General features: G+C 55.5%; 26 protein-coding genes and 1 pseudogene. 6 read left to right on the top strand and 21 right to left on the bottom strand.

Going from position 1 to position 22,858, the window contains the following annotated elements; all coding sequences use genetic code 11:
* Positions 1–31: 31 nt before the first annotated feature.
* Both VHE58_09345 and VHE58_09340 read left to right on the top strand, forming a co-directional pair.
* Positions 32–937 (top strand): hypothetical protein, encoded by a 906-nt coding sequence (locus VHE58_09345; GenBank protein HVS27480.1) that lies wholly within the window; start codon positions 32–34, stop codon positions 935–937.
* Between the two features lie 331 nt (positions 938–1,268).
* The gene (locus tag VHE58_09340) at positions 1,269–1,700 is read left to right on the top strand and encodes a hypothetical protein (GenBank protein ID HVS27479.1); all 432 of its coding nucleotides are present in this window, start codon (positions 1,269–1,271) and stop codon (positions 1,698–1,700) included.
* A 636-nt stretch (positions 1,701–2,336) separates the two neighbouring features.
* Here VHE58_09340 and VHE58_09335 read toward each other — a convergent pair.
* The 7 genes from VHE58_09335 to VHE58_09305 all read right to left on the bottom strand — a co-directional run bounded on the left by VHE58_09335 (position 2,337) and on the right by VHE58_09305 (position 6,391).
* Positions 2,337–2,663: a DUF190 domain-containing protein gene (locus tag VHE58_09335; protein ID HVS27478.1), complete on the bottom strand. Its 327-nt coding sequence runs from the start codon at positions 2,661–2,663 to the stop codon at positions 2,337–2,339.
* Positions 2,664–2,799: 136 nt separating this feature from the next.
* Positions 2,800–3,249, bottom strand: a complete 450-nt coding sequence (locus VHE58_09330; protein HVS27477.1) for a molybdenum cofactor biosynthesis protein MoaE — start codon at positions 3,247–3,249, stop codon at positions 2,800–2,802.
* Position 3,250: 1 nt separating this feature from the next.
* The gene (gene moaD, locus VHE58_09325; protein ID HVS27476.1) at positions 3,251–3,505 is read right to left on the bottom strand and encodes a molybdopterin converting factor subunit 1; all 255 of its coding nucleotides are present in this window, start codon (positions 3,503–3,505) and stop codon (positions 3,251–3,253) included.
* Positions 3,506–3,514: 9 nt separating this feature from the next.
* Complete coding sequence (mobB, locus tag VHE58_09320) at positions 3,515–4,033, bottom strand: molybdopterin-guanine dinucleotide biosynthesis protein B (protein ID HVS27475.1); 519 nt, start codon at positions 4,031–4,033, stop codon at positions 3,515–3,517.
* Positions 4,034–4,197: 164 nt separating this feature from the next.
* Positions 4,198–4,884, bottom strand: coding sequence for an ABC transporter ATP-binding protein (locus VHE58_09315; GenBank protein ID HVS27474.1), 687 nt, complete (start codon positions 4,882–4,884; stop codon positions 4,198–4,200).
* Positions 4,881–5,576, bottom strand: coding sequence for an ABC transporter permease (locus VHE58_09310; protein ID HVS27473.1), 696 nt, complete (start codon positions 5,574–5,576; stop codon positions 4,881–4,883). Before VHE58_09310 ends, VHE58_09315 begins: the two co-directional genes overlap by 4 nt.
* Complete coding sequence (locus VHE58_09305) at positions 5,576–6,391, bottom strand: substrate-binding domain-containing protein (GenBank protein HVS27472.1); 816 nt, start codon at positions 6,389–6,391, stop codon at positions 5,576–5,578. Before VHE58_09305 ends, VHE58_09310 begins: the two co-directional genes overlap by 1 nt.
* Before the next feature lie 103 nt (positions 6,392–6,494).
* Here VHE58_09305 and VHE58_09300 point away from each other — a divergent pair, with 103 nt between their 5' ends.
* Positions 6,495–7,577, top strand: a complete 1,083-nt coding sequence (locus VHE58_09300) for a substrate-binding domain-containing protein (GenBank protein ID HVS27471.1) — start codon at positions 6,495–6,497, stop codon at positions 7,575–7,577.
* Between the two features lie 55 nt (positions 7,578–7,632).
* Here the strand turns inward: VHE58_09300 and VHE58_09295 are convergent, their stop codons facing one another.
* From VHE58_09295 to VHE58_09285, 3 genes are all read right to left on the bottom strand, one after another.
* The gene (locus VHE58_09295) at positions 7,633–7,743 is read right to left on the bottom strand and encodes a MoaD/ThiS family protein (GenBank protein HVS27470.1); all 111 of its coding nucleotides are present in this window, start codon (positions 7,741–7,743) and stop codon (positions 7,633–7,635) included.
* 137 nt (positions 7,744–7,880) lie between these two features.
* Positions 7,881–8,321, bottom strand: a complete 441-nt coding sequence (locus VHE58_09290) for a hypothetical protein (GenBank protein HVS27469.1) — start codon at positions 8,319–8,321, stop codon at positions 7,881–7,883.
* A gap of 33 nt (positions 8,322–8,354) precedes the next feature.
* Positions 8,355–8,576: an NAD-binding protein gene (locus tag VHE58_09285; protein ID HVS27468.1), complete on the bottom strand. Its 222-nt coding sequence runs from the start codon at positions 8,574–8,576 to the stop codon at positions 8,355–8,357.
* 5 nt (positions 8,577–8,581) lie between these two features.
* On the opposite strand from VHE58_09285, the pseudogene VHE58_09280 reads away from it, so the two are divergent.
* Positions 8,582–8,695, top strand: a pseudogene (locus tag VHE58_09280) (IS3 family transposase).
* A 128-nt stretch (positions 8,696–8,823) separates the two neighbouring features.
* Here the strand turns inward: VHE58_09280 and VHE58_09275 are convergent.
* Positions 8,824–10,332, bottom strand: coding sequence for an aldehyde dehydrogenase family protein (locus VHE58_09275; protein ID HVS27467.1), 1,509 nt, complete (start codon positions 10,330–10,332; stop codon positions 8,824–8,826).
* Between the two features lie 468 nt (positions 10,333–10,800).
* On the opposite strand from VHE58_09275, the gene moaA reads away from it, so the two are divergent.
* Together moaA and glp are read left to right on the top strand one after the other, a co-directional pair.
* The gene (gene moaA / locus VHE58_09270) at positions 10,801–11,802 is read left to right on the top strand and encodes a GTP 3',8-cyclase MoaA (protein HVS27466.1); all 1,002 of its coding nucleotides are present in this window, start codon (positions 10,801–10,803) and stop codon (positions 11,800–11,802) included.
* A gap of 86 nt (positions 11,803–11,888) precedes the next feature.
* A complete protein-coding gene (glp, locus tag VHE58_09265; GenBank protein HVS27465.1) occupies positions 11,889–13,163 on the top strand; it encodes a gephyrin-like molybdotransferase Glp in 1,275 nt (424 codons plus the stop codon).
* 55 nt (positions 13,164–13,218) lie between these two features.
* Here the strand turns inward: glp and VHE58_09260 are convergent, their stop codons facing one another.
* The 10 genes from VHE58_09260 to VHE58_09215 form a co-directional block, all read right to left on the bottom strand.
* On the bottom strand, positions 13,219–13,533 hold the full coding sequence (locus VHE58_09260) for a hypothetical protein (protein ID HVS27464.1): 315 nt from the start codon (positions 13,531–13,533) through the stop codon (positions 13,219–13,221).
* Positions 13,534–13,558: 25 nt separating this feature from the next.
* Positions 13,559–14,623, bottom strand: a complete 1,065-nt coding sequence (locus VHE58_09255) for a formate dehydrogenase subunit gamma (protein HVS27463.1) — start codon at positions 14,621–14,623, stop codon at positions 13,559–13,561.
* Positions 14,624–14,643: 20 nt separating this feature from the next.
* Complete coding sequence (locus VHE58_09250) at positions 14,644–14,862, bottom strand: hypothetical protein (protein ID HVS27462.1); 219 nt, start codon at positions 14,860–14,862, stop codon at positions 14,644–14,646.
* A 2-nt stretch (positions 14,863–14,864) separates the two neighbouring features.
* Entirely contained in the window at positions 14,865–15,482 is a 618-nt protein-coding gene (gene fdh3B / locus VHE58_09245; protein HVS27461.1) for a formate dehydrogenase FDH3 subunit beta, read from the bottom strand.
* Between the two features lie 31 nt (positions 15,483–15,513).
* Positions 15,514–18,453, bottom strand: coding sequence for a formate dehydrogenase subunit alpha (locus VHE58_09240; protein HVS27460.1), 2,940 nt, complete (start codon positions 18,451–18,453; stop codon positions 15,514–15,516).
* A 17-nt stretch (positions 18,454–18,470) separates the two neighbouring features.
* A complete protein-coding gene (locus VHE58_09235; protein HVS27459.1) occupies positions 18,471–18,671 on the bottom strand; it encodes a twin-arginine translocation signal domain-containing protein in 201 nt (66 codons plus the stop codon).
* A gap of 38 nt (positions 18,672–18,709) precedes the next feature.
* Positions 18,710–19,342, bottom strand: a complete 633-nt coding sequence (locus VHE58_09230; GenBank protein HVS27458.1) for a molecular chaperone TorD family protein — start codon at positions 19,340–19,342, stop codon at positions 18,710–18,712.
* Complete coding sequence (locus VHE58_09225) at positions 19,342–21,381, bottom strand: 4Fe-4S binding protein (protein ID HVS27457.1); 2,040 nt, start codon at positions 21,379–21,381, stop codon at positions 19,342–19,344. Before VHE58_09225 ends, VHE58_09230 begins: the two co-directional genes overlap by 1 nt.
* Positions 21,382–21,489: 108 nt before the next feature.
* On the bottom strand, positions 21,490–21,978 hold the full coding sequence (locus VHE58_09220; GenBank protein HVS27456.1) for a DUF3306 domain-containing protein: 489 nt from the start codon (positions 21,976–21,978) through the stop codon (positions 21,490–21,492).
* A gap of 3 nt (positions 21,979–21,981) precedes the next feature.
* The gene (locus VHE58_09215) at positions 21,982–22,482 is read right to left on the bottom strand and encodes a DUF3305 domain-containing protein (protein ID HVS27455.1); all 501 of its coding nucleotides are present in this window, start codon (positions 22,480–22,482) and stop codon (positions 21,982–21,984) included.
* Positions 22,483–22,858 lie beyond the last annotated feature (376 nt).

The raw sequence follows: 22,858 nt of genomic DNA, 5'->3' as shown, positions 1-22,858 counted from the left end.
ATAATCCTTCAGTCATGAGAAGGATTAAATTATGGACGAAAACAAGAGCAAGGCACTGTCGTTTAAAGGATTCGCTTATCTGAACGTTGATCATCAAGTAGTCGCATGGGGAGTCTATCGCGGCGTACTCGTCTCTGCGCAGGCGGCCGGAACTCCTCCCAAGTGTCCGGTGTCCGTAATGTTCGCTGGCATCGTCCAGTCTCAGAACAACGCACGGTTTCAGAACGAGCTGCTGATCGACGCCGTCCGTGCCCAGCGCTATCCCCAACAGATGTCTCGTCTTGCGGGCATGTATTTCCTCGAGGATCTTGCACAAGCTGATAAAGCAACGGCATGGGGTGGCCATTTCCGCCAGGAGAATATTGTTGAACTGGAGGTACACCCAGTCGGTATTCCTGCGCGCGTTGACTCCAACTGGATCACCTACGCCAAAGTCGACGGGGATGGAAGACTCGATCAAACCGACCTATCCTGGGTTGAGCGCTATTGGTCAGGTCAGCCATTCAGGAATCCCCCTGTCTGGGAAACGATCGTTCACGGGAGAGCCGTGGTCTTCGGAACCGGTCTGCGCAAGCGGGCATACGACGTCATCGCCAACGCCTTTCCGAATGCCCTGGACATGCTAGAGATCTCGCGTTTGGCGGCAGCAGTCGGCTCAGACCTCGGGCAAACCGCAGCGTGGGTAACCCAGATGAACCCCACAACGTTTCGCCTCGCTTACTACCTAGATATGCGAGAGGCTAACGATCCGGAATTCCTCAAGCGCCTCGCGGCTCACGATGGGCCCAAGAACGTTCGTGATCTGGCTCCGGGTAAAGAGACATTCGGTGTGCCCGACTTCCGGAGCTATGGCTGCGAGTTCACGGTGTCGCGACAACTGAGTTCGAGTGGCAGCGCTTACATACCAGCTATCCATCGGACAGCGAATGGGATCTGACCCGCGCGTCAACCGGACCGCCCAACAGCTGCGCCGTTGGGTTCCCTCGGCGCTGCACGCCTCGGCGGCTGGTTAACGCCGACGTTGGGCTCCATTGGCATTACCGCGTGCGACTTGAGTATCGGAGAGGAATGATGCTTGTCACGGATGCACTGAGAGCGGCATGCCATGACGTTATAGTGGGAGTGTCAGAGGTTCCGTTGCCACATTGGAACGAGAGCGTCTTTCGGTTTTTCTTTGTTCGCCACCTGCTCGTGGCGACACCACGCGTCACTTGCTTCACAGAGTGGAACCGCATGATGTATTGCTTCGGGAGGGAAAGCAGGCGTCTTTGATCGAGCTCAAGTTCTACCAATCGCAGCTACTCTTCGACTTGTCTGGACGTCAGCTCCACAAGAAAGGGGGCGCTGGTTCTAAGAACTTCAGTGAGTTCCGTGCAAACATCAACAAACTTCGCTCCTGCGGTTCTGCGTCCTGGTTGGCTATGCATTCGCTTGAATCTGTGCGTGGCTTCCTGGGCCTTGTTTACACCGATCCTGTACCCGAATCAGGACCTCGTACCTATGGTGCGTGGTACGACACATTGCCTCAGATCGAAGGGATTAAAAGCGTCGTGGCGATTATCTCCAACGTGCCCGTCGGACGAAACGAACTGCTGTCCTGTAAGCTCATCGAGGTCGCGCTGGAGCCCAACAAGACGTTCAAGCCGATAGCGGGAACGCGCCGCGCTTCGTTCAAGCGCTCCAAGCCGGCGGCGGCTTAACTCAGGCGTTAGACCGCGCAGTAATGGCATCGAAGGGACAATTTACTGGCATGACGGGGGTGTTTCTCGTCGCGGCGGAACTCTCCCGTCGGGGCTTCATTGCGTCGCCAACTTCTCGCAACGCTCAGGGTGCTGACCTTCTCGTCACAAATGCTAAAGGGAAGCGCACCTTCGCGGTTCAAGTAAAAACAAATGCGAGCACCTTTAACTTCTGGTTGCTGAACGCTAACGCTAAAGAGCTGAAATCCAACAGTCTGATTTACGCGCTTGTGAACTTGAGAAAGGATCGAATAGAGTACTACTTGGTGCCAAGTCGGATTGTCTCGCGGAACATGAGGATCTCACCCCCCACGCCATCGCGAAAATCTGCTTGGTACTCCATCTACCTTGAAAAGGTCGGAAAGTACAAAGATAACTGGCGTGTGTTTGGGGCGCGCGGTCTAACCGCCAATTCGAGACCGACGCCAGCAAGCTGCACGCGGCTCAATTGGGACGTTAAGCCACAATAACGGTCGCGAATGCCGCCTTCGTTCCAAAGCACGTTGGCCAGCGCAATAAGTGATTGATGTAGGGTGAAGCCACGGCGTCTTTGCGCGCCAGTCGGGGCCGGGAAGACAAGGGCCTTCAGAATCGCCCTTAATCGCTCTTCTGCATTTCTCCCAGCCAGCCGTACTCAGCCTCGCTCTTGATGTAGAACAGCGTGATCTTTTCCTTCTTGATAAGATCGAGCAACTTGCCTGCCAGCTCCTCGCTCGTCATGAACGCCACCTCCATTGGCGACTCGCCGAAAACATTGTCCACGCTGATGTCGCCGTGTCGGCCATAGCCGTAAATACCGCGGATGGCCGTCCCGCCCTGGATGCCCAAAGACTTTGCCTTGTTCATCAACCACTGGTGCAACGCCTCGTCATTTGAATGCTTCTCGAATTCGGGCACATAAAGCTTCAGATAAATGCCTTTCATTGTTTCTCCTCATGAAAATCCGAAATTCGCTGTGGGACCGGGATGGCATAGAGCCGCGCCTCGGAATTCACCCTCAAGCCGTTCCGGGTGGCCTGGACATTGAACTCGATCAAGTTCTGCTTCGACCGGGCGCCTGTCAATGCCAGCGCTGGGAGGCATCGTCATCGCTGTCGCGCGCCTCGACCCAACGCGCTCCTTTCTCGGTCTGTTCTTTTTTCCAGAATGGCGCCTTGGTCTTCAAATAATCCACGATGAATTCACACGCAGCGAATGCCGTCCCGCGATGGGCGCTTGCCACCACCACCAGTACGATTTGGTCCATAGGCTTGAGCGTGCCCACCCGGTGCACTACTAAAATATCCATGATGTCCCAGCGCTGTTTAGCTTCCTCAACGATGCCGGAGAGCGCCTTTTGGGTCATTGCGGGATAATGCTCCAGGGTCATTTCGGCAACCGTGGCATTCTCATTAATGTCCCGCACTAAACCAATGAAACAAGCGACTGCGCCGATTTTTGGGTTGCCCCTTCGAAGCTGCAAGATTTCCGCGCTGATATCGAAATCCCCGGTTTGCACGCGCACCGCCACTTTAACCTCCCGTCACCGGTGGGAAAAACGCCACTTCATCGCCGTCGTCAATCGAAGTATCCGGCTTCGCCATTTCCAGATTCACCGCCACCCGCACTCTCTTTCCAGGCGCCAGCTCGGCATCCCAGGGTGCACTGCGGCGGCGCAGCCATTGCGTCAATCGCTCCACGCTGTGCACGTCGTCAGGCAGAGCAACTTGTTCGGAGGCAAGTCCCAGCGCTTCGCGCAGTCGGGCAAAATAAACGAGATTTACCATGTTTGCATTCTACGCTTTGAGCTCCGCCGCAAGTTTTATTCCGAGATGCCGCAGAATGAATCCGGCAATTCGCTCCGGATCGTTAAGATCCAGCACCGGTACGCCGGCTTTAATCGGGGTGTCGGAAGCGATGGCCACAATATAAGGGTCGTCCGGCTGCAGCAAAGGCTGGCCCATCGCCGCGCGGTGGATCTCCAGCTTCGGGATGGGTTCTTTTTTAAAGCCTTCCACCAAAACCAGGTCGCAGGGCGAAATGCGCTTTAACTGCTGCTGTAAGCCGGGTTCCGGCTCTCCGCTCAATTCATGCATCAGCACCCACCGTTGGCTGGAAGTGATCAGCACTTCACTGCAGCCGGCCTCGCGGTGGCGGTAGGAATCCTTACCCGGGTGGTCGATATCAAAACCATGGTGCGCATGCTTGATGAGCGACACTTTCAGGCCCTGCATCGCAAATTGCGGCACGATCTGTTCAATCAGCGTGGTCTTGCCGCTGCCCGAGTATCCTGCAAATCCAAAAATTTTCATCATGACCGCCATTAAGATGACTCACACGGCCTCAGTTTCCTGCCCGCTTTTCCGATTGCTCGCCATTCATAGTCACCTGCTATTCCCTCATTTAAACACGGGTGCGACATTTTGTTCAACTCTGAATGCGGCAGAAAACCATTATGGAACAATGGCTTTTTTTCTGTCTAGACAGTCCCCTTTTGCCTTGCTGCTGCCACTTGAGGCACAAGTCGGCCTTCAGCCAAGGTCATGCGGCGCATGCGGGGAAGGTTGATAATCTCGTAATCGTGGCAGGCAATCAGTACACAGTTGTTATTCAGGCACAGGCGCTGAATCAATTCGATAGTCTGGCGGCGCGCTTCTGCGTCGAGGTTGGCAGTCGGTTCATCCAGTAAAAATAACTTCGGGCTGAGCACTTTGGCCCTGGCCAGAGCGACCCGTTGTTTTTCGCCGCCGGAAAGCTTCTGCGGGGGCACGTGATCAAGATTAGCAACGCCCGCCCACTCCATGGCTTCCTTCACCAGTGCCTCGCGCTGCAGCTTGGGAACGCCCCGGGCTTTGAGACCATAGGCGATATTGTCAGTGATACTGGTTTTAAAAAGGTAGGGGTGCTGGCGGACGTAAATGATTTCATGCCGCAGCTCCTGCGGATAGTTTTCAAGCGACACGGAATAACCTTCAAACAGGTATTTCGCAACTTGCGCACTTTCCAGGCCGGCAAGAATCCGCAGCAGGGTGCTTTTCCCCACGCCATTATCGCCGGTCACCACGTAGCTCTCACCGGCATGCAACTCCAGGCAATCCACGTCCAGAATCAGGCGCGAACCATAGCTTTTGCGCACGCCTTCGATCCGCAGCAAAGGTCCGTTCACTTGAGCCCGCCTTCGCCTTGCAGGAAAGCCAGAGCGTAATTCACGCCCAAGGCCGTTAGCATCAACACGAAACCCAAGGCGATACCTTGAGCGAACTCTCCTTTGCTGGTTTCAAGCGCTATCGCCGTGGGGATGTTGCGTGTCAACCCCAAGATATTGCCGCCCACCATCAGCGAGCAGCCGATTTCGGAAAATACCCTCCCGAAGCCGTTGAAGACGGCCGCCATCACCCCAAAGCGCACTTCCAGAAGCGTGGTCAGCGCGGCGCGCGTGGTGCCGGCGCCGAGACTCACCGCGGTTTCATGCGTGCGCGGATCGGCGCCTTGCACCGCGGACAAAGTAAAAGCGACCAATACCGGAAAAGCGATGATGCCCTGGCCTATCATCATCGCTGCCGGGGTGAACAAAAGGCGCCAATCGCCAAACGGCCCCGCGCGCGACAGCAAAAGATAAAGCAGCAAACCCACCACTACCGTGGGCGAGGCCAGCAAGCCTTGCACCAGAATCACCAAAGCACGACGTCCTGGAAACGGCACCGTGGCCAGAAAAAAACCTGCGGCTATCGCAAAGGGTGTAATGACGAGCATCGCGGTCACGGAAACACGCAGCGAGATGAAGATGATCTGCCACAATTCCGGGTCGCCGGCGAATAGAAGATGAAACGCCTGCCGCGCGGGTTCGAGCAAATCCATCATTGAGCTTTCTTGGCGGAAGGATAAAACAATTGCTCGCCGTTCACCTTGAATTCGGCAATTATCTTTTGTCCCTCATCCGAAATAATCCAATTGATGAAGTCTGCCGCGCCTTGATAATTAATATCGGGATATTTTTTCGGATTGACCGCGATAAGGCCATAAGGGTTGAACATCCTGGAGTCACCCTGCACCAGAATGTCCAGCCCGGTCTTGGCGCGGTAGGCGCCGTAAGTGGCGCGGTCAGAGAGAGTATAACCCTGGATTTCGCCCGCCATGGTCAGCACTTCGCCCATGCCGAGACCGGCAGAAACAAACCAGCCGCCCTTGGGCTCGATGCCGGCGATTTTCCAGTAATTCTTTTCCATTTGGTCGGTGCCTGAATTGTCGCCGCGCGAAATAAACTTGGCTTTGCCTTCACCGAGTTTTTTGAACGCCGCAATCACGTCCTTTGAGCCGCGAAGCTGCAGCGGGTCAGACTGCGGGCCTACCAGAATAAAATCGTTGTACATCACGTCTTTTCGGTTAACGCCATGACCTTCGGCCACAAACTTGTCTTCGGCGGGCCGCGCGTGCACCAGTACCACATCCACGTCTCCGTTTTTGCCAAGTTCCAGCGCCTTGCCGGTGCCCACCGAAATCACCCGCACCTTACAGCTACACTTAGTTTCAAACGCAGGCAGCAAATATTTCAATAGGCCGGAATTCTCAGTGCTTGTAGTGGTGGACATCCGGATGTCCCTAGCGGCATAGGCCCCGCTCGCGAACATGAACCCCAGTAAAACCAGTGTCAGCTTTTTCAGTACGCGCTTCATCCAAAACCCCTTAAATTAATAAAAACATGCATAATTGTTCTAAAATAACCTTTAATATACTATTAGTTATGAATTCATAACTAAATATGAATTTATATTCATAATGATTCAAGTCAAGCTCAACTGCCAGTGGTCTTTGGGTAGTGTTTTTGCGCAACATTACGACCCGCAAATTTTTCGCTTGCTGGAGGCCATACACCGTACCGGTTCGCTCAATAAAGCGGCTCCGATAATCGGCCTCTCCTACCGCCATTTATGGAACCAGATCGGAAAATGGTCGGAAATGCTGGGTCAGCCGCTTGCGATTCTGGAGCGTGGCCGTGGTGCGCGATTGACCCCATTCGGCGAGAAACTGCTGTGGGCCGACCAGCGCGTCAAAGCCCGGCTGGGGCCGCAATTGGAAAGCCTGGCTTCGGAGCTCGAGCAGGAGCTTAACGAAACTTTCAATGCCGGTCGCTCCACACTGCGCATCCACGCAAGCCACGATCTCGCTTTATCGGAACTGCGCGATATCCTGAACCAGACGCAAAACGGTCCTCGCCTGGATTTGCAATTCCGCGGCAGCCTGGATTGCCTGGCCTCGCTGGCGCGCTCGCAATGCGATCTCGCCGGCTTTCACCTGCCCGAACACGGCGTAAGCAAAAACCTGTTGCTCCGTTATCGTAAGTGGCTGCGGCCCCGAAGTGAAAAACTGATTGAATTCGTCACCCGCCAGCAAGGTTTGATGCTGGCCCCGGGCAATCCCAGGCAGATTTATGACTTGGGCGATCTTGCCAAACCCGAGGTCCGCTTCGTCAACCGTCAGCAGGGTTCAGGAACACGCCTGCTGCTGGATATGCTGTTGGATCAAGCCGGAATCAAACAGGGACAGATTCAAGGCATTCAGCATGAGGAATTTACGCACGCCGCGGTGGCCGCCACAGTTGCCAGCGGCAAGGCCGACGCAGGCATGGGCATAGAAGCGGCAGCGAAGCAATTCGATCTGGATTTTGTGCCGCTCGCCAGCGAGCGGTATTTCCTAATTGCCCGCCAGCAAAGCCTGCTCCAACCGGCAGTCAAGCAGCTGATCTTGGCGATGCAAAGCAGCGAGTTCAAAAATATGATCGCCCGCTTGCCGGGCTATGATGCTTCGCGCGCCGGCGAATTCACTTCAATCAGAAAAGTTTTCCCTAGGATCAGCCCGTAAAACCAGCACTAAACGCTTGGTTATTTCACGCACCAGACGGAACTTACCCGACATGTTATCCGCCAGCGATGGGCGGCCAGATTGCCAGCACATCGCCGTCTTTCAAGTTGCGTGTGGTGCGTTCGGTGGGGTAAACGTAAAAGCCGTTCACCAGCACCAAATGCACCAGTTTCCCAGGAAGCTGGAACTGATCGATGATGGATTAAATCGTGGAGTCCGCCGCAATTTCGAGCTCAACGGTATTGGTTTTCGAAGGTTGCGGCAGGTGGTCGGCAAGCGTGGCAAACAGCTTGAACTTGATTTTCATGCAGCGATCTTGAAGTTCGACCCCTGCGTGCAAGCGAGATAGGCTTGCATGATGCGCGTCGGGTCCTTGAGCAGATGCTCTTTCCATGCACCCAAGCGTATTTTACCCTGGATCAGGCCGCGAATAACCCCCACATGTTGAGTGAGTCCCAAGCTGGTTGCGCCAACGAGAATATCGTCCTTGAATTCCAGGTGCATGTAGCGGAAATTTTCCTCGTCCACCAGTTCGGTGTGCTCACCCCCTTTTACGCCCATCCACTGCCCGAAGGAGGAGGAAATGAGGCCCAGCGTATTCAGCACGTTGATGGCCATAGTCCCTTGCGAGCAGGTGGCCTTACCCGCCATGTTGAGCGCAGCGATGCGCGCCTGGTCGGCTGCGTTTGGCTGAATCGCATTCACCAGTTGTGCGCCGGTATAAAACTCCGTCGCTTGCGCCACATCTCCTGCCGCATACACGCCAGGTACGCTAGTCTACATGGAATCGTCAACCTGTATGCCGGCATCGCAGGCGATGCCGCTGCCTTTGAGGAACTCGATCACGCCTTTCTTTTCGCACCATTTCTTGATGAGGCTTCCCGCGCCCTCGGTCATCTTACGCGGTACCATGCGGTTACCCATTTCCATCACGGTAAGCTCCACGCCGCGCGAAGCTAGCGCTTCCAAGATGATGCAGCCGATAAATCCCGCCCCCATTTGCAGCGCGCGCGGCGGTCCTCGATTACATCGAGATCTTCTACAACCGTCAGCGCTTGCACCAGACGCTCGGATATGTGAGCCCCGTGCAGTTCGAGCAGATGAAAGGTGTATCCTGATTAAACCGTCCGTACAACCCGGGACAGCTCACTCCGACCCCATTTCTCCAACGGTCTACAAAAAAGCGGGCTGTCGACCAGACAGCCCGCTTAGAGCGTTCGCCGATGAACTGGCGATGAACCTGTGACTACAGCCGGACGGTAACGGCTTTGGTCTCGATGTAGTTAGAGAGCACAGCCTCGCCCATCTCGCGGCCCCAACCCGACTGTTTGTAACCGCCGAACGGCAACGCTGAATCGAAGATGCTGTAGCAGTTGACCCAGACCGTGCCGGCCTTCAACTGCGCAGCGAGAGTGTGGGCCCGACTCACGTCGCGCGTCCAGATACCTGCCGCCAGTCCGTACACCGTATCGTTGGCTTGCCGTACGAGGTCCGCATCCAGCTCTTTGAACGGCATGGCGGTCACGACCGGCCCGAAGATCTCTTCCTGCACGACCTTCATGTTCGGCTTGGTATCCACCAGGACCGTAGGTTCGACGAAGTAACCATTACCCGGCATGCGTTTGCCGCCGGCGATCGCTTTGGCACCTTCCTTCAAGGCGGACTCCAGGTAGCCGCAGACACGGTTCTGTTGGATGTCGGAGACCATTGGTCCCATCTGCGTGGTCGGATCGAGTCCGGGCCCCAGCTTGATGTTCTTGGCGTACTCGGCCACCCCCTCGACCACCTTGTCGAAAACCACCTTCTCTACGTACAAACGGGAGCCCGCGCAGCAACTCTGCCCGTGGTTGAAGAAGATGGCGCTAGCCGCACCGGGGATAGCGATGTCCAGATCCGCATCCCTGAGGACGATATTCGGCGACTTGCCACCCAGCTCGAGGGTAACCTTTTTCAGGTCATTGGCAGCGGCTTTGACGATCAGCTTGCCCACTTCCGTGGAGCCCGTGAAAGCCACTTTCTCGATGCCGGGATGCGCCGCGAGTGCCGCACCAGCCGTCTCGCCAAAGCCGGTGATGATGTTCACTACGCCGTCCGGCAGCCCTGCCTCCTGCAGGACCTCACCGAGACGCAAGGCGGAAAGCGGAGTCTCCTCGGCTACCTTCAGCACGACCGTACAGCCGGTCGCCAATACCGGCGCCAGCTTCCAGGCAGCCATCAGCAACGGGAAGTTCCAGGGAATGATCTGGCCGACAACACCAATCGGCTCCGGACGCGTGTAGGAATGGTATTGGACGCCGGGTGTGTAAAGAACGGACAGCGGGATGGTCTTGCCCTCGATCTTGGTGGCCCAACCGGCCATATAGTGGAACATGTCGGCAGCCAGAGGTACGTCAGCGGCGCGGGCGACGCTGATCGGCTTGCCGTTGTCTAGAGATTCAAGTTCAGCAAACTCGTCGAGATACTTGGTGATCAGTTCGCCGATCTTCCAGATCAGCTTGCCGCGTTCCGACGGCGTCATCGACGCCCAAGGACCCGACTCAAAGGCGCGGCGGGCGGCCTTAACAGCGGCATCGACATCCGCTTTATCGCCTTCCGCAACATGGGTGATCACTTCGCCGGTGGAGGGGTTGGTGACCGCAAACGTCTTGCCGGACACCGCGGACACCCACTTACCGTCGATTAACATCTTCTTCGGCCCGCGCAGGAACTGCGAGACCGGTTTTGACACGAAAATATCTTCCAGGACTGCGCTCATAACTGTCAACCTCCTCTAATGGATAGATGTAGTACCGCGAAAGTGACCCTTTGGCAGCCGCCGCATCAACGATTCCTCGCCTGCAATCGATAGCATAGCCCGCGGCTCTGGTTAATGAACGACGCAGCCTGCTCTACGGACAAAAGTCTGGTAGTGGACACATCCGCGGTTGATTATTATCCTAGCACTTTTGAAATCAGCTGCATATTTGTATTGCGCCCAATTTTCATGACAGTGTTATTCGGGTGCGGGCGGCTGTGCGAGATCCACAAATTAATAATAAAACAGTATTTTCTGTTGCAAAATTAAACAGGTGCGATATTCTAACCATTGCTGCCAATTTGTTCTTAAGTTCCAGCCTGTGATGCCACGTTGTGGTGCTGCAAAAGCCCGACCGCGAGTCATTTTGCTATGGCGTTAGCGCAACATATCGCTTACAATTCAAGCATCAGTTAAAGTTAAATCCCAATGCCATCCTCCGCCCCCCAATTAATCGACAAATACGGTCGCAGCATCAGCTATATCCGGCTCTCGGTAACCGATCGCTGTGATTTCCGCTGCAGCTATTGCATGGCCGAAGAGATGACCTTTCTGCCCCGGGAACAGGTGTTATCCCTGGAAGAGTGCCTGCGGCTTGCCCGCGTCTTTGTGGGCTTAGGCGTGACCAAGGTGCGCATTACCGGGGGCGAGCCGCTGGTGAGAAAGAACGTGCTGTGGCTGTTAGAGGCGTTGGGGGAGCTCCCGGGGTTAAAAGAGCTGGTGTTAACCACCAACGGCTCACAGCTTGACAAAATGGCCCAAGCCATCCAGGCGGCGGGGGTCAAACGCGTGAACATCAGTCTGGATAGTCTTAAACCTGAGCGGTTTAAGGCCCTGACTCGGGTGGGGGATCTGTCCAAGGTGCTGCGCGGCATTCAGGCCGCCCAAGTCGCAGGCTTTACGGGCATTAAGCTCAATTGCGTGATGCTGCGGGGAGTTAACGATGATGAGTTGGTGGATTTGGTGCGGTTTGCGCTTAAAGAGGATCTCGATATCTCCTTTATCGAGGAAATGCCCTTGGGAGAAGTGGATCATCTCCGCGCTAATACCTATTTCAGCCAGGATGAGGCGCTGCCCTTATTGCAGGAACGCTTTAATCTGGTGAGTTCAGCAGAAACCACCGGAGGGCCTGCGCGGTACTGGCGCATCCCCGGGGCAAAAACCAAGGTGGGCTTCATCTCCCCCCACTCGCACAACTTCTGCGAATCCTGCAACCGGGTGCGGATTACCTGCACCGGCGAGTTATACCCGTGCCTGGGACAAAATGACGCGGTGAACCTGCTGCCGGTATTGCGCGCTCACCCGGGGGATGATGCGCCATTGCGCACCAGTATCATCGAGACGATGGGTATCAAGCCCAAGGGCCATGACTTCAATGTCTATCTCCCCACCCCCAAAATCGTCCGCTTCATGTCTATCACGGGAGGCTAGTTCCGCCCTCTATACTGGCTTGGCTCCCGCCCTGCTGGATGCAATAAAATAACCCGCTATGACCCTATAAAACAAGGAGCGAGTTGATGCCCAGCCCGGCAAAATCCCTGCGTGAACTGAGTTGCGCCGACGATTACGATCCAAACTCGATGGCGGTGGCCAAGGCGCGCGAATTTATCCAGGCTTATCTCAACCCCATCACCGGCACGGAGAAGGTCAATATCCGTGCCGCGCTGGGGCGGGTTCTGGCCGAAGACATAATCTCCCCCTTCAATGTGCCCGCGCATGTCAATTCGGCAATGGACGGCTATGCAGTGCGCTTCAAAGATTTGAACGCGAGCGGCGAAACCGTGTTGCGCCTGGCCGGCATCGCTTTTGCCGGCAAACCCTATACCGGCAAAGTGAGTGAAAAGGAGTGCGTGCGCATCATGACCGGCGCGGTGCTACCGCAAGGAACCGACACCGTCATCATGCAGGAACATGCCCGTGCCCAAGGTCATGACATCCGCTTCGACGCGGGCCATAAGCAGGGGCAAAACATCCGCCAGGCAGGCGAAGATCTCGCTATCGGCCAGGTCGTGCTCAAAACTGGAAAGCACATCCGCCCTGCCGAGCTGGGACTGATTGCTTCCCTCGGCATTGCAGAAATCACGGTACACCGGCGCCTGCGCGTGGCTTTTTTTTCCACCGGCGATGAATTGCGTTCAATAGGCAGTCTGCTCGAAGAAGGCCAGATTTACGACAGCAACCGCTACACGATATACGGCATGCTCAGGCGTTTGGGCGCGGAAGTTTTAGACATGGGCGTGGTCAAGGATGATCCGGCCAGCTTGGAACGAGCGTTAAGCGAAGCAGCGGCCACAGCGGATGTGGTGATCACCAGCGGCGGCGTTTCTGTGGGAGAAGCGGATTACATCAAAGAGCTGCTTAGCCGGCTGGGCGAAGTGGTGTTCTGGAAAATCGCGATGAAACCCGGAAGACCGCTGGCTTACGGCAAAATCGGCCAGGCGCATTTTTTTGGCCTGCCCGGCAACCCGGTGTCGGTCATGGTCACGTTTTACCAGTTCGTACGCGAGGCGCTGCTGATCCTGATGGGGCGCAAGGACGATTATGCTATTCCCACACTCAAAGCCACTTGCGTGAGCGCGTTGAAAAAAGCGCCCGGGCGCACCGAATTCCAGCGCGGTATATTGAGCCGGGACACCAACGGCACCTGGAGCGTACGCGTCACCGGAGAACAGGGCTCGGGAATTTTGCGCTCGATGTCCGAAGCGAACTGCTTCATCATCCTGCCCGAATCCCAGGGCAATGTCGCTCCCGGTACTCTGGTTGAAGTGCAAGTCCTCAACGGCCTAGTTTAATTTCAAACAAAAGCCCGGGATTGACCCGGGCTTTTATGCAAATCTGAGATTTGCCTTATTTTTTTTGTTGCGGAGCGGCTTGCGCTGACTTAGCATCTGGCGCCGGCGCTGCTCCGAAAGGCCCCGGATCCTGGCAGGCAGATAATTCAGGCTTCACGCCTTTTGCTTTCAGGTAGTGCTCGGCGACGCGGTTTTGAGTCAAGCATAGCTTGTAAGCGCCAACCTTGTCGCCGTGATCGGCCTTGGCCTTGGCTTCCGCCGCCTTGGCTTTCGCTTCTTCCGAAGGCGGAGGCAGCTTGGCATAAGCCAAACCGGTGCTCAAAAACACCAGCGTCAAGCCGCAGATAATTACTTCAGCTAGTTTTCTCATTCTTTCCCCCCGATAATCAAAATAATTACGGCCTGGCCCGCGCTGCACCCGCTGCACCTATAGGTTTTTGGGCAATCTTGCCGGACTTGATATCGTTGTACCAGAGTTCGTGATGCTCCTTGGCCCAAGTTTCATCAACTGTGCCGTTACGCATCGATTCGTAAGCGCCTTCCACTCCCAACGTGCCCATGTAGATGTGCCCTAGCGAAGCGGCAATGAAAATGACCGCAATGACCGCGTGAATTACGTTGGCCTGCTGCATCACGGCGCGCCCTTGCTCAAAGTTCGGGAAATCCAGAATAAGCCCGGTCACAACGACAATAATGCTCAACAGAAACACGCCGAACCAGAACCACGATTTCTCGCCGGCATTGAAGCGGTCGGAGGGCACGTGCTCCTTGCTAAACATGCCGCCCGCTTTCTTGAACCATAGGAAATCATTCGCTTTCCATAGATTATCCTTGATGAAAGTCACGAACATCGTCGCCACGCAGAAAATGAACAGCGGTCCGACAAAGTTGTGGAGGTTTTTCGCGAGAATGGCGAGCCAGGAAAACAAGGTGTAGCCGAAGATCGGCAGAATCACGTGCTTACCAAATAAAATGATGACCCCGGTGATTGCCAGCACCACGAAGCTGATCGCAGTGGACCAATGCACCACCCGCTCCCAATCGCTGAAGCGCTGGATCATACGGCCGGTGGGTTTGTCGTGCAGCTTGAGCGCACCGTATATATGGAAATAAAGGTAAATCAGCACCGGCACCGCAATCAGCAGGATGCCCCCGTAAAAAGTAACCGGACCGTTACGCAGTTCGCGCCACGTCTCGCCGCCGGATTGCACCAGTACACCGGTTTCCACGCCCCTCACAGTGGTGAAGTTCTCCTCCCCGGAGCGCACTTCACGCCAAATCGGGGCATTGTTATAAGGTTGAACTAACTGGCGTTGGGCTTGGGTGTCTTTATTTTCAGCAGCCACTGCCGCTGCATCTTTCTGACCTGTGTCAGCGGCTGAAACAACGTCGCTGGATAGCAAAAACGCCACCGCCAACATGAGCTTCAACAGAAAACCGCCAAGGGCCGTTCTCCTCATCGTTGTTCTCCTTAAGTTGATTAGTTGGCCCTGTTGTACTCGTTTTCACCCTGCGCGCGCGCTTTCAGCGCATTTTCCCAAGCCACCCGGTCGCCCTTGAACTGCTCGTTGTCCCAGGGCTGGGTATCCGGTTTGCCCTGATACTTGCCCTGCTTGTAGATGACGGCCGGCTTCTCTCCGCAGCCGGAAAGACCGATGGCGAGCGCGCCGATCAAAAATGCCAGCATGGCTTTTCTCATGATTATTTTCCTCCCGGCTGCGCCGCAGCTTTTTCGGGCCTGCCGTAAGCGGTGCCCCAACCCCAGATTTCCGAGCCTTTGCCGCGCTTGGTGACGCGGGTACGATAGATATCGGAAATCACGTCGGCATCACCGGCAAGCAGCGCCTTGGTCGAGCACATCTCAGCGCAAGCCGGAAGCTTACCTTCAGCGATGCGGTTGCGGCCGTATTTCTTGAACTCGGCTTCGGAGAAATTTTGCTCCGGCCCGCCGGCGCAATAAGTGCACTTGTCCATCTTGCCACGCAGGCCGAACGCGCCGTCCTGCGGGAACTGCGGCGCGCCAAACGGACAGGCGTAGAAGCAGTAGCCACAGCCGATGCACAGGTCCTTGTCGTGGAGCACAATGCCATCCTCGGTCTTGTAAAAACAATCCACCGGGCAAACTGCCATGCACGGCGCATCCGAACAATGCATGCACGCCACGGAAATGGATTTTTCTCCCGGGATGCCGTCGTCTATCGTGACTACCCGGCGCCGGTTCACGCCCCAAGGAACATCGTGCTCGTTTTTGCAGGCTGTCACGCAGCCATTGCATTCGATGCAGCGTTCCGCATCACACAGAAATTTCATTCTAGCCATTTGTCTGCTCCTTTATATGCATGATGGGTTGTTAGGCCTTGGTGACCTGACACAAGGTGGTCTTGGTTTCCTGCATCATGGTGACCGCGTCATATCCGTAGGTGGTTGCAGTATTGACCGCCTCGCCACGCACTATCGGGTGCGCGCCTTCCGGATAGTATTCGAGCATGTCCTTGCCCATCCACCATCCGGAGAAGTGGAACGGCAGGAACACGGTTCCCTGCCCGACACGCTCTGTCACCTGGGACTTCACCTTGAGGCGCGCCTTGGTTGGCGATTCGACCCACATGTACTCGTTGTTGCGGATGCCGCGGTCGTTGGCGTCCCTCGGATTGATTTCCGCGAACATTTCCTGCTGCAGCTCGGCCAGCCACGGGTTGGAGCGGGTTTCTTCGCCGCCGCCTTCGTACTCCACCAAGCGACCGCTGGTCATGATCAGAGGATATTGCTTGGAGATATCCTTGTTGGCCTGCTGTATCGTCTTAAACAGCGTAGGCAGCCGCCAGAAAGCTTTCTTGTCGTCGTGGGTCGGATACTTCTCGACCAGATCCGGCCGCGGCGAATATAAAGGCTCGCGGTGCAGAGGCACGGGATCCGGGAAGTTCCACACCACGGCGCGCGCCTTGGCGTTGCCGAAAGGATGGCAGCCGTGGTTTTTCATGGCCACGCGGATGATGCCGCCCGAGAGGTCGGTCTTCCAGTTCCTGCCTTCAGCTTCCTTCTTCTCCTCTTCCGTGAGTTCGTCCCACCAGCCAAGTTTCTTGAGCAGAACGTGGTCGAATTCGGGATAGCCGGTCGTGAGGTCTGCGCCCTTCGAGTGCGAGCCGTCTTCAGCGAGCAGATTCACACCATCCTTCTCGACGCCAAAGTTGGCGCGGAAGTTGCCGCCGCCGTCCATCATGTGCTTGGAGGTGTCGTAAAGGTTGGGGGTGCCTGGGTGCTTGAGTGCCGCATTACCGTAGCACGGCCATGGCAGACCGAAGTAATCGCCATCCAGCACATAACCGGTCTTGGCGTCCTTGCCGCCTTTGGCGCGCAAAGTCTTCACATCGAACACATGCATGTTGCGCATATGCGCTTGCAGGCGTTCGGGCGATTGGCCGCTATAGCCGATGGTCCATGTGCCGCGATTGATTTCGCGCAGCGTGTCTTCCATCTCGGGTTCGTCCATGCCACCTTTGCCTTTAACCAGCTTGATGCTTTGCTTGCCGTCCTTCTTGCCGACAAACTGGTCGGCAAAGCCGAACTTCTGCGCCAGTTGATACATGATCATCTGGTCGGTGCGCGACTCGAACAGCGGATCAATCACTTTTTCACGCCATTGCAGCGAACGGTTCGAGGCGGTAACACTGCCAGAGGTCTCGAACTGGGTGGCCGCGGGCAGCAAATAAACGCCATCCTGCCGCACCATGGCCGCCATTGCCGCGGTCGCGCTCGGATACGGGTCAATCACCACCAACAGGTCAAGCTTTTTCATCGCCTCGACCATTTCCGCGCCGCGGGACTGGCTGTTCGGGGCATGGCCCCAGTAGATGACCGCACGCAGGTTCGGACCCTGGTCGATGTTCTCGTTTTTCTCGAGCACGGCGTCAATCCAGCGCGACACCGGGATTCCTGGTTTGCCCATCATGCCCGGCGCGTGCTGGCTTTTCAGCCATTCAAAATCCACGTTCCAGACCCGGCACCAGTGCTTGAACGAGCCTTCCGCGAGGCCGTAGTAACCGGGCAGCGAATCCGGATTGGGGCCGACGTCGGTCGCGCCCTGCACGTTATCGTGGCCGCGATAAATGTTGCAGCCGCCGCCGGAGACACCGACATTGCCCAAGGCAAGTTGCAGGATGCAGCTTGCGCGGACCATGGCGTTGCCAATAGTATGCTGGGTCTGGCCCATCGCCCACACTATGGTGCTGGGACGGTTCTTGGCCATGGCTTCGGCAATCGTGTACACCTCTTTCTCGGTGAGCCCCGTCACGTCCTGCACTTTGTCGGGCGTCCATTTCATGACTTCTTCGCGCACTTTTTCCATGCCGTAGACGCGGTCATGGATGTATTGCTTGTCCTCCCACTCGTTCTTGAAGATGTGATACAGGAGGCCCCAAATCAGCGCCACGTCGCTGCCGGAGCGGTGACGGAAATACATGTCCGCCTTGGCCGCTGTGCGGGTGAAGCGCGGGTCAACCACAATCACCTTGGCACCCGCTTCCTTCGCATGTAGCGTGTGCAGCATCGAAACCGGGTGCGCCTCGCAGGCGTTGCTGCCGAGGAACAGAATCATCTTGGAGTTCTGCTCGTCGTTATACGAGTTGGTCATCGCGCCATAACCCCAGGTGTTGGCCACGCCCGCCACGGTGGTCGAGTGGCAGATACGCGCCTGATGGTCGGTGTTGTTGGTGCCGAACAGCCTGACGAATTTGCACAGCAAGTAGGCCTGCTCGTTGCTGTATTTGGAGGAACCGATCCAGAAGGTGGCATCGGGATTGCTCTCTTTGCGAATCTTGAGCAGCTTGTCGCTCACTTCAGTGAGCGCCTGATCCCAGGAAATACGTTTCCATTTGCCGCCCTCGAGCTTCATCGGATACTTCAGACGGTGCTCGCCGTGCCCGTGCTCGCGCACCGAGGCGCCTTTCGCGCAGTGCGCCCCCAGGTTGAGCGGCGAATCAAATACCGGCTCCTGGCGGATCCACACGCCGTTTTGCACTACGGCGTCAATGGCACAGCCGACTGAACAGTGCGTACACACAGTACGCTTGACCTGGATCTTGCCGTCACCCTTGGCTTCGGATGCAGCGCTGGCTTTGCCAATCATCATGTTAAATGGCAACTGGCTAGCAAAAGCACCCGTACCCACAGTGAGACCGGAGCGTTTAAGGAACGTCCGCCGGTCCATGGTTTTGCCGATCACGCCTGACAAGCTGCGGCTTAGGCGGCTGGGCATTCCTGCAACCGCGCTGGATTTTCTAGTAAGCAGCATTTTAATTCTCCTATGTATCAGACTTTAGTGGTTCGGTAGTAATTGCGAATGTGCTCGGAGACATGATAGCCCTGGCGCTTGGCTTCGTCCCCCGCCTCTGCACTGGTTTCGGCCTGGGGCACGCCTTTGGCAAGCATGGCTGCCGCTGCGCCGGCACCCCCTGCGCCAACCGCGAGCAGGAAGTTTCTCCTGCTCAATCTGCTTTTTCTTTCTGACATTTTATGTCTCCTTCCAAAAAGATCGTTGCTGCTTAAAGTTATAACATTTCGAAAGACTCAACTTCTATATTGAAAAAAACCTTTATAAAGCGCGCTACGTGCTTGTAAAAATTTGCCGCTTCCGTCTCAAGCACAGCATCGCAAAAACGCTGATACCAGGTTTGGATGTGGCGGGCGAAAAACTGCTTTTGCTGTTCCAAGCCCGCTGCGTCGCGATTTTCATCGCCGGTAATCAAATAGCGCATCACGTCGCACAGCGCGGAAAGGTGGTCCTCGGGTTCGTGCACTGACTCATTGCGGGCAAGCCCCATCTGCGCCAGATCATCCCGCAGCAGCGCAAGCGGTTTTTCCATCATGAAGCCTGCAAGGTAATATGAGCCGAACAGCATCACTTCGGGCCGCCCGACTCCGATAAACAGTTTCTCATATTCGTCTTTCACGACTTGCGTGTCACAGGCCTCTGCTGCTGCAGCGAGCGCATGCCACGCTTCTGCCAAGGGCGCGTTGGCGGTTTCCGCAACGATTTCGTCGGCGGTGGCAATGGCCCGCAGCAATTGTCCATCGGGGGCATACAACAGGCGCGCGATCAGCGCATACATGTCTGCACGCGCCACGTCTTCCTGGGCCACAGGAAGGGGACTGAATTTGACTGGAGCGACTGCTACGCTCATCAACTCCTCACATCAAAAATCGTCAGCTCGTCTTTGTTTTTCATCATGTCAACGACACGGCAATCCGCGCACATCTGCAACCGGGTAAGCGCGGCGCCTCCGCTGAACATCGAATGAGTACCAAGCTTGCCAAGCATGTTATTTATCATCTGCTTTGTGGCAAAAGGTTTTCCACAGCGGATGCAGGCGAAAACCTCGGCTTCATTGAGTATTCTCGAACTCCGCGCTTCCTTAGTCAATAGCAATCTGGGGGTAAGGTTGATGGCCTGCTCAGGGCAGGTTTTCTCGCACAGCCCGCACTGCACGCAGTTGCGCTCGATAAACTTGAGCTGAGGCACTTCCTTGCTGTCAAGCAATGCCTTTTCCGGACAGGCGCCGACACAAGCCATGCATAGGGTACAGGTATCTTTATTAACGTCTATTTTGCCGTAAGGAGCGCCGTCTGAAAGCGGGATTTCGTCTCTCGGCACGGGGGCATTTTTGGCCAAATGGTCAAAAGCAAAATCCAGTGTGGTGCGCTTTTCGTTGGAGAGGTTGAAAGTCGCCGGTTTAACCGCCTGCGCCGGTTTGAAACCCCATATTGCTTGTTCCAAAGCCGCCACCTCAGTCGCTTCGATCAGCTGGAAATGCTCGCCCTTATACCCCTGTTCTTGCAGGATTTCTTCAGCGAACCCCATTTGCGTTTGCAGTGAAACTTTGTATTGAGGCGCCTCGCTGCCGGTGGAAAGCACCATCAGTCCCGACGCGCCGAGCGCCACCGTACCCAGCATCACATCCATGCCCAGCGAGGCGACATGGAAGGTTTCAAGCGGGATAACATTGGCCGGCAGGCCTTTGCCGCGGCGGCCGAGCTTGGCAATTAACTCACGCCCATCAGTCGCATTGTGCAGCAGTAAACAGGGATCCTCGCCGCCGGCATTAAGGTAGGTCTGCAGCAGGGTTTTGATACGGGCACCCAAGTCGGCCACGCGGGGATAAGCGTAGCCCATCGCGCCTGAGGGACAGACGCTGGCACAGGCGCCGCAGCCCATACACAAGTGCGGCTCCACTTTAACGTGGTCGCCATCGGGGAAAATAGCACGGGTCGAGCAGATGTCAATGCACTTCGTACACCCGGTGATTTCCGCACGGCTGTGTGCGCAAATCGATTCCTTGTAAGTAAAGAATTTCGGCTTTTCGAATTCTCCCGTCATTTGCGCCAGTTGCGCCACCGCGCGCGCCAATTTGAGCGGATCGCGGCCCGGCGCGAAATAACCCTGCGGCGGCTGTTGCATGGTGAACAACGGAGCATCAGACAAATCGAGAATCAGATCGAAGCTGTCCGAGCGCACCGTATCGCGCCGCTCAAAATCAATCGCCCGGATTTCACCACAAGCCGCAACACACTTGCGGTGCGCTTTACACTTATCCAGATCGATCTGGTAGCTGTAATCAATCGCGTGCTCAGGGCAGACTTCGATACAGGCATTGCAGCGTGTACAAGTTTCAAGATCAATCGGGTTCACCTGGCTCCATGACACCTCAAACGCACCCAAGTAGCCCTTTAAAGCCTCGACCTTGCCGGAATACACCGGATAATCCCGCCGTACCGGAAGCTCATGGCCGCCCTTTATATCGGTCAGCAGCACGCTCACATCCCTTTGCTCGAAAAGCTGTTCCGCCCACGAAAGAGCAGCCGATGACGGGCCAATGATCAGGAGTTGCCCTGCGGATTTGTAGGAAACACTGGGAACCGGTTCGGGTTCGGGAAGCGAGGCTGCAGCTATGAGCGCCGCGATTTTAGGAGTGGCTTTGTCGGCGTCCGCCGACCAGCCTGCTTGTTCACGAATGTTGACGAAAGAAATTTCGGCATTCGGGTCGATTTGTTGGGCAAGCTCGTTGAAAAGCGGCGCCTCCTGGGTACAGGCTACCAACACCTCTCCGCCTTGTTTAAGTCCAGCTTCAAACGCAGTGGCTTGGTGGCGGCACAGTTCCTGATGCACCACTACTGGGGTTTTGAGCTGCAAAGCGCGTGTAAGCGCCTTGGCATCCAGCGGCATGGTCTTGTTGCAGTTACACACCAGTATTCTTTTGCTATCCACAGCCATAAGCCAATATATACTCTAGGAAAAGAAGCTATTCATATAAAGTATTGAGCAACAGCAAACCTATCCTTTTGCAACATTTTGTCCTAACTTGGCGTCGGATTGAGTACTGGGTTCGGTATTTTCCAGTTTGGACTCCAAAGCGGGTTGAGGCTGCTGGCGCGGCAGAGCTTCTTGGCTCTTTTGCTCTTGGATTTCATCAGAAGGCTGCTCCTTGCTGGGAGGAAATAGCAACGGATTCGATTCCATCAGTCGTGCCAGCATCTCAGGAGGGATCGGGTCGGGTTTGCCGTAATCGTCAATATATACATCAAGACCATCCATGACGTTGAAATGCGGGTCGCCGAACAATTTGCGCAGCGCTTCGCGGCGCAGCTTCTCCTCCACTTTCGGATGAAAGAAAGCAGTGTAATCCGATTCCAGATTGAGTTGTTCAACTGGCGGCAGTTTAGGCTCGTTAGCCAAAGGCTTCACCGGCTCGGTCTTGGCGAGGCTCTCCGCCTCTTTTTTGAGACGGGACCATCTGCTCAGTAAGGATTCCTTGCTTTGCATGGCTCAGCCGGTACTTTTGTCGGCCCTACGCGCAGGCGACATAAAAGATTGGGGACGCTGCCGTTTTTTGGGTTCTGGCTTGTAGTTTTGGTTTACGTAATCACCCAGCCACTCGGCAATGTCCAGCGGCATCGGCACTCCATCAACTTGTTCATTGGAATCCATCCAGCGCGCGGCTTCGTTATAGCTTACAGTGACGATGTGTGGCACGGCCAAATCTTCCTGGGGACGCCATGTGACAAAAACTTTGGGGTGGGGGGAACTCAAATTTAAATAATAGCCCTCCGCCTCATCCCTATAAAGTGTCACATCGAACCCTGGGAATAATATTTGTTTTTGCTGAGAGTCTTCGAATATGACACGCCACTGCTTATTCCCACCGCTGATGTCAGGAATAATTCCTTTCGCCTCCCACTTTTCAGAACACCACTTGTTGTCCAAATTCAGGCGTTCCATGATTACCGCTACCGATATGCTGGGATGCTCCATCGCTTTTTCCGCCATTCACCTATTTGTAGATTTTGCGCTTAGGCAGTAAAATATTCAACAAAAACAAAAAGCAACTCTCATAATAAGGGTATTTGGTGCATTTTCTTTTCTTGCTACTCATGGTCACATCTTGTTGTAATATTGATTGAAGCTCCATTTTTTCTGGAACACGTATTGTTTTACCCTAAGCAGGAACCTGACCTTTCGTAAATCATGACCCTTGGCGCCCAATCCCTAATCGACAAATACGGTCGCAGCATCAGCTATATCCGGCTCTCGGTAACCGATCGCTGTGATTTCCGCTGCAGCTATTGCATGGCTGAAGAAATGACCTTTCTGCCCCGGGAACAGGTATTGTCTCTGGAAGAATGTTTACGGCTCGCGCGGGTGT

It is taken from the genome of Burkholderiales bacterium, assembly GCA_035543335.1.
Classification (GTDB): Bacteria; Pseudomonadota; Gammaproteobacteria; order Burkholderiales; family JAHFRG01; genus JAHFRG01.
This window is presented reverse-complemented; position numbering and strand designations above follow the sequence as displayed.

Coding starts and splice junctions, on each gene's coding strand:
- VHE58_09345 (HVS27480.1), top strand. CDS start 32: ATGGACGAAAACAAGAGCAAGGCACTGTCGTTTAAAGGATTCGCTTAT.
- VHE58_09230 (HVS27458.1), bottom strand. CDS start 19,342: ATGAGCGTAGCAGTCGCTCCAGTCAAATTCAGTCCCCTTCCTGTGGCC.
- VHE58_09310 (HVS27473.1), bottom strand. CDS start 5,576: ATGGATTTGCTCGAACCCGCGCGGCAGGCGTTTCATCTTCTATTCGCC.
- VHE58_09225 (HVS27457.1), bottom strand. CDS start 21,381: ATGCCGCTGGATGCCAAGGCGCTTACACGCGCTTTGCAGCTCAAAACC.
- VHE58_09215 (HVS27455.1), bottom strand. CDS start 22,482: ATGGCGGAAAAAGCGATGGAGCATCCCAGCATATCGGTAGCGGTAATC.
- moaD (HVS27476.1), bottom strand. CDS start 3,505: ATGGTAAATCTCGTTTATTTTGCCCGACTGCGCGAAGCGCTGGGACTT.
- VHE58_09240 (HVS27460.1), bottom strand. CDS start 18,453: ATGCTGCTTACTAGAAAATCCAGCGCGGTTGCAGGAATGCCCAGCCGC.
- VHE58_09220 (HVS27456.1), bottom strand. CDS start 21,978: ATGCAAAGCAAGGAATCCTTACTGAGCAGATGGTCCCGTCTCAAAAAA.
- VHE58_09250 (HVS27462.1), bottom strand. CDS start 14,862: ATGAGAAAAGCCATGCTGGCATTTTTGATCGGCGCGCTCGCCATCGGT.
- VHE58_09335 (HVS27478.1), bottom strand. CDS start 2,663: ATGAAAGGCATTTATCTGAAGCTTTATGTGCCCGAATTCGAGAAGCAT.
- VHE58_09235 (HVS27459.1), bottom strand. CDS start 18,671: ATGTCAGAAAGAAAAAGCAGATTGAGCAGGAGAAACTTCCTGCTCGCG.
- mobB (HVS27475.1), bottom strand. CDS start 4,033: ATGATGAAAATTTTTGGATTTGCAGGATACTCGGGCAGCGGCAAGACC.
- VHE58_09275 (HVS27467.1), bottom strand. CDS start 10,332: ATGAGCGCAGTCCTGGAAGATATTTTCGTGTCAAAACCGGTCTCGCAG.
- VHE58_09285 (HVS27468.1), bottom strand. CDS start 8,576: ATGGGGGCGGGATTTATCGGCTGCATCATCTTGGAAGCGCTAGCTTCG.
- VHE58_09260 (HVS27464.1), bottom strand. CDS start 13,533: ATGAGAAAACTAGCTGAAGTAATTATCTGCGGCTTGACGCTGGTGTTT.
- glp (HVS27465.1), top strand. CDS start 11,889: ATGCCCAGCCCGGCAAAATCCCTGCGTGAACTGAGTTGCGCCGACGAT.
- moaA (HVS27466.1), top strand. CDS start 10,801: ATGCCATCCTCCGCCCCCCAATTAATCGACAAATACGGTCGCAGCATC.
- fdh3B (HVS27461.1), bottom strand. CDS start 15,482: ATGGCTAGAATGAAATTTCTGTGTGATGCGGAACGCTGCATCGAATGC.
- VHE58_09255 (HVS27463.1), bottom strand. CDS start 14,623: ATGAGGAGAACGGCCCTTGGCGGTTTTCTGTTGAAGCTCATGTTGGCG.
- VHE58_09305 (HVS27472.1), bottom strand. CDS start 6,391: ATGAAGCGCGTACTGAAAAAGCTGACACTGGTTTTACTGGGGTTCATG.
- VHE58_09300 (HVS27471.1), top strand. CDS start 6,495: ATGATTCAAGTCAAGCTCAACTGCCAGTGGTCTTTGGGTAGTGTTTTT.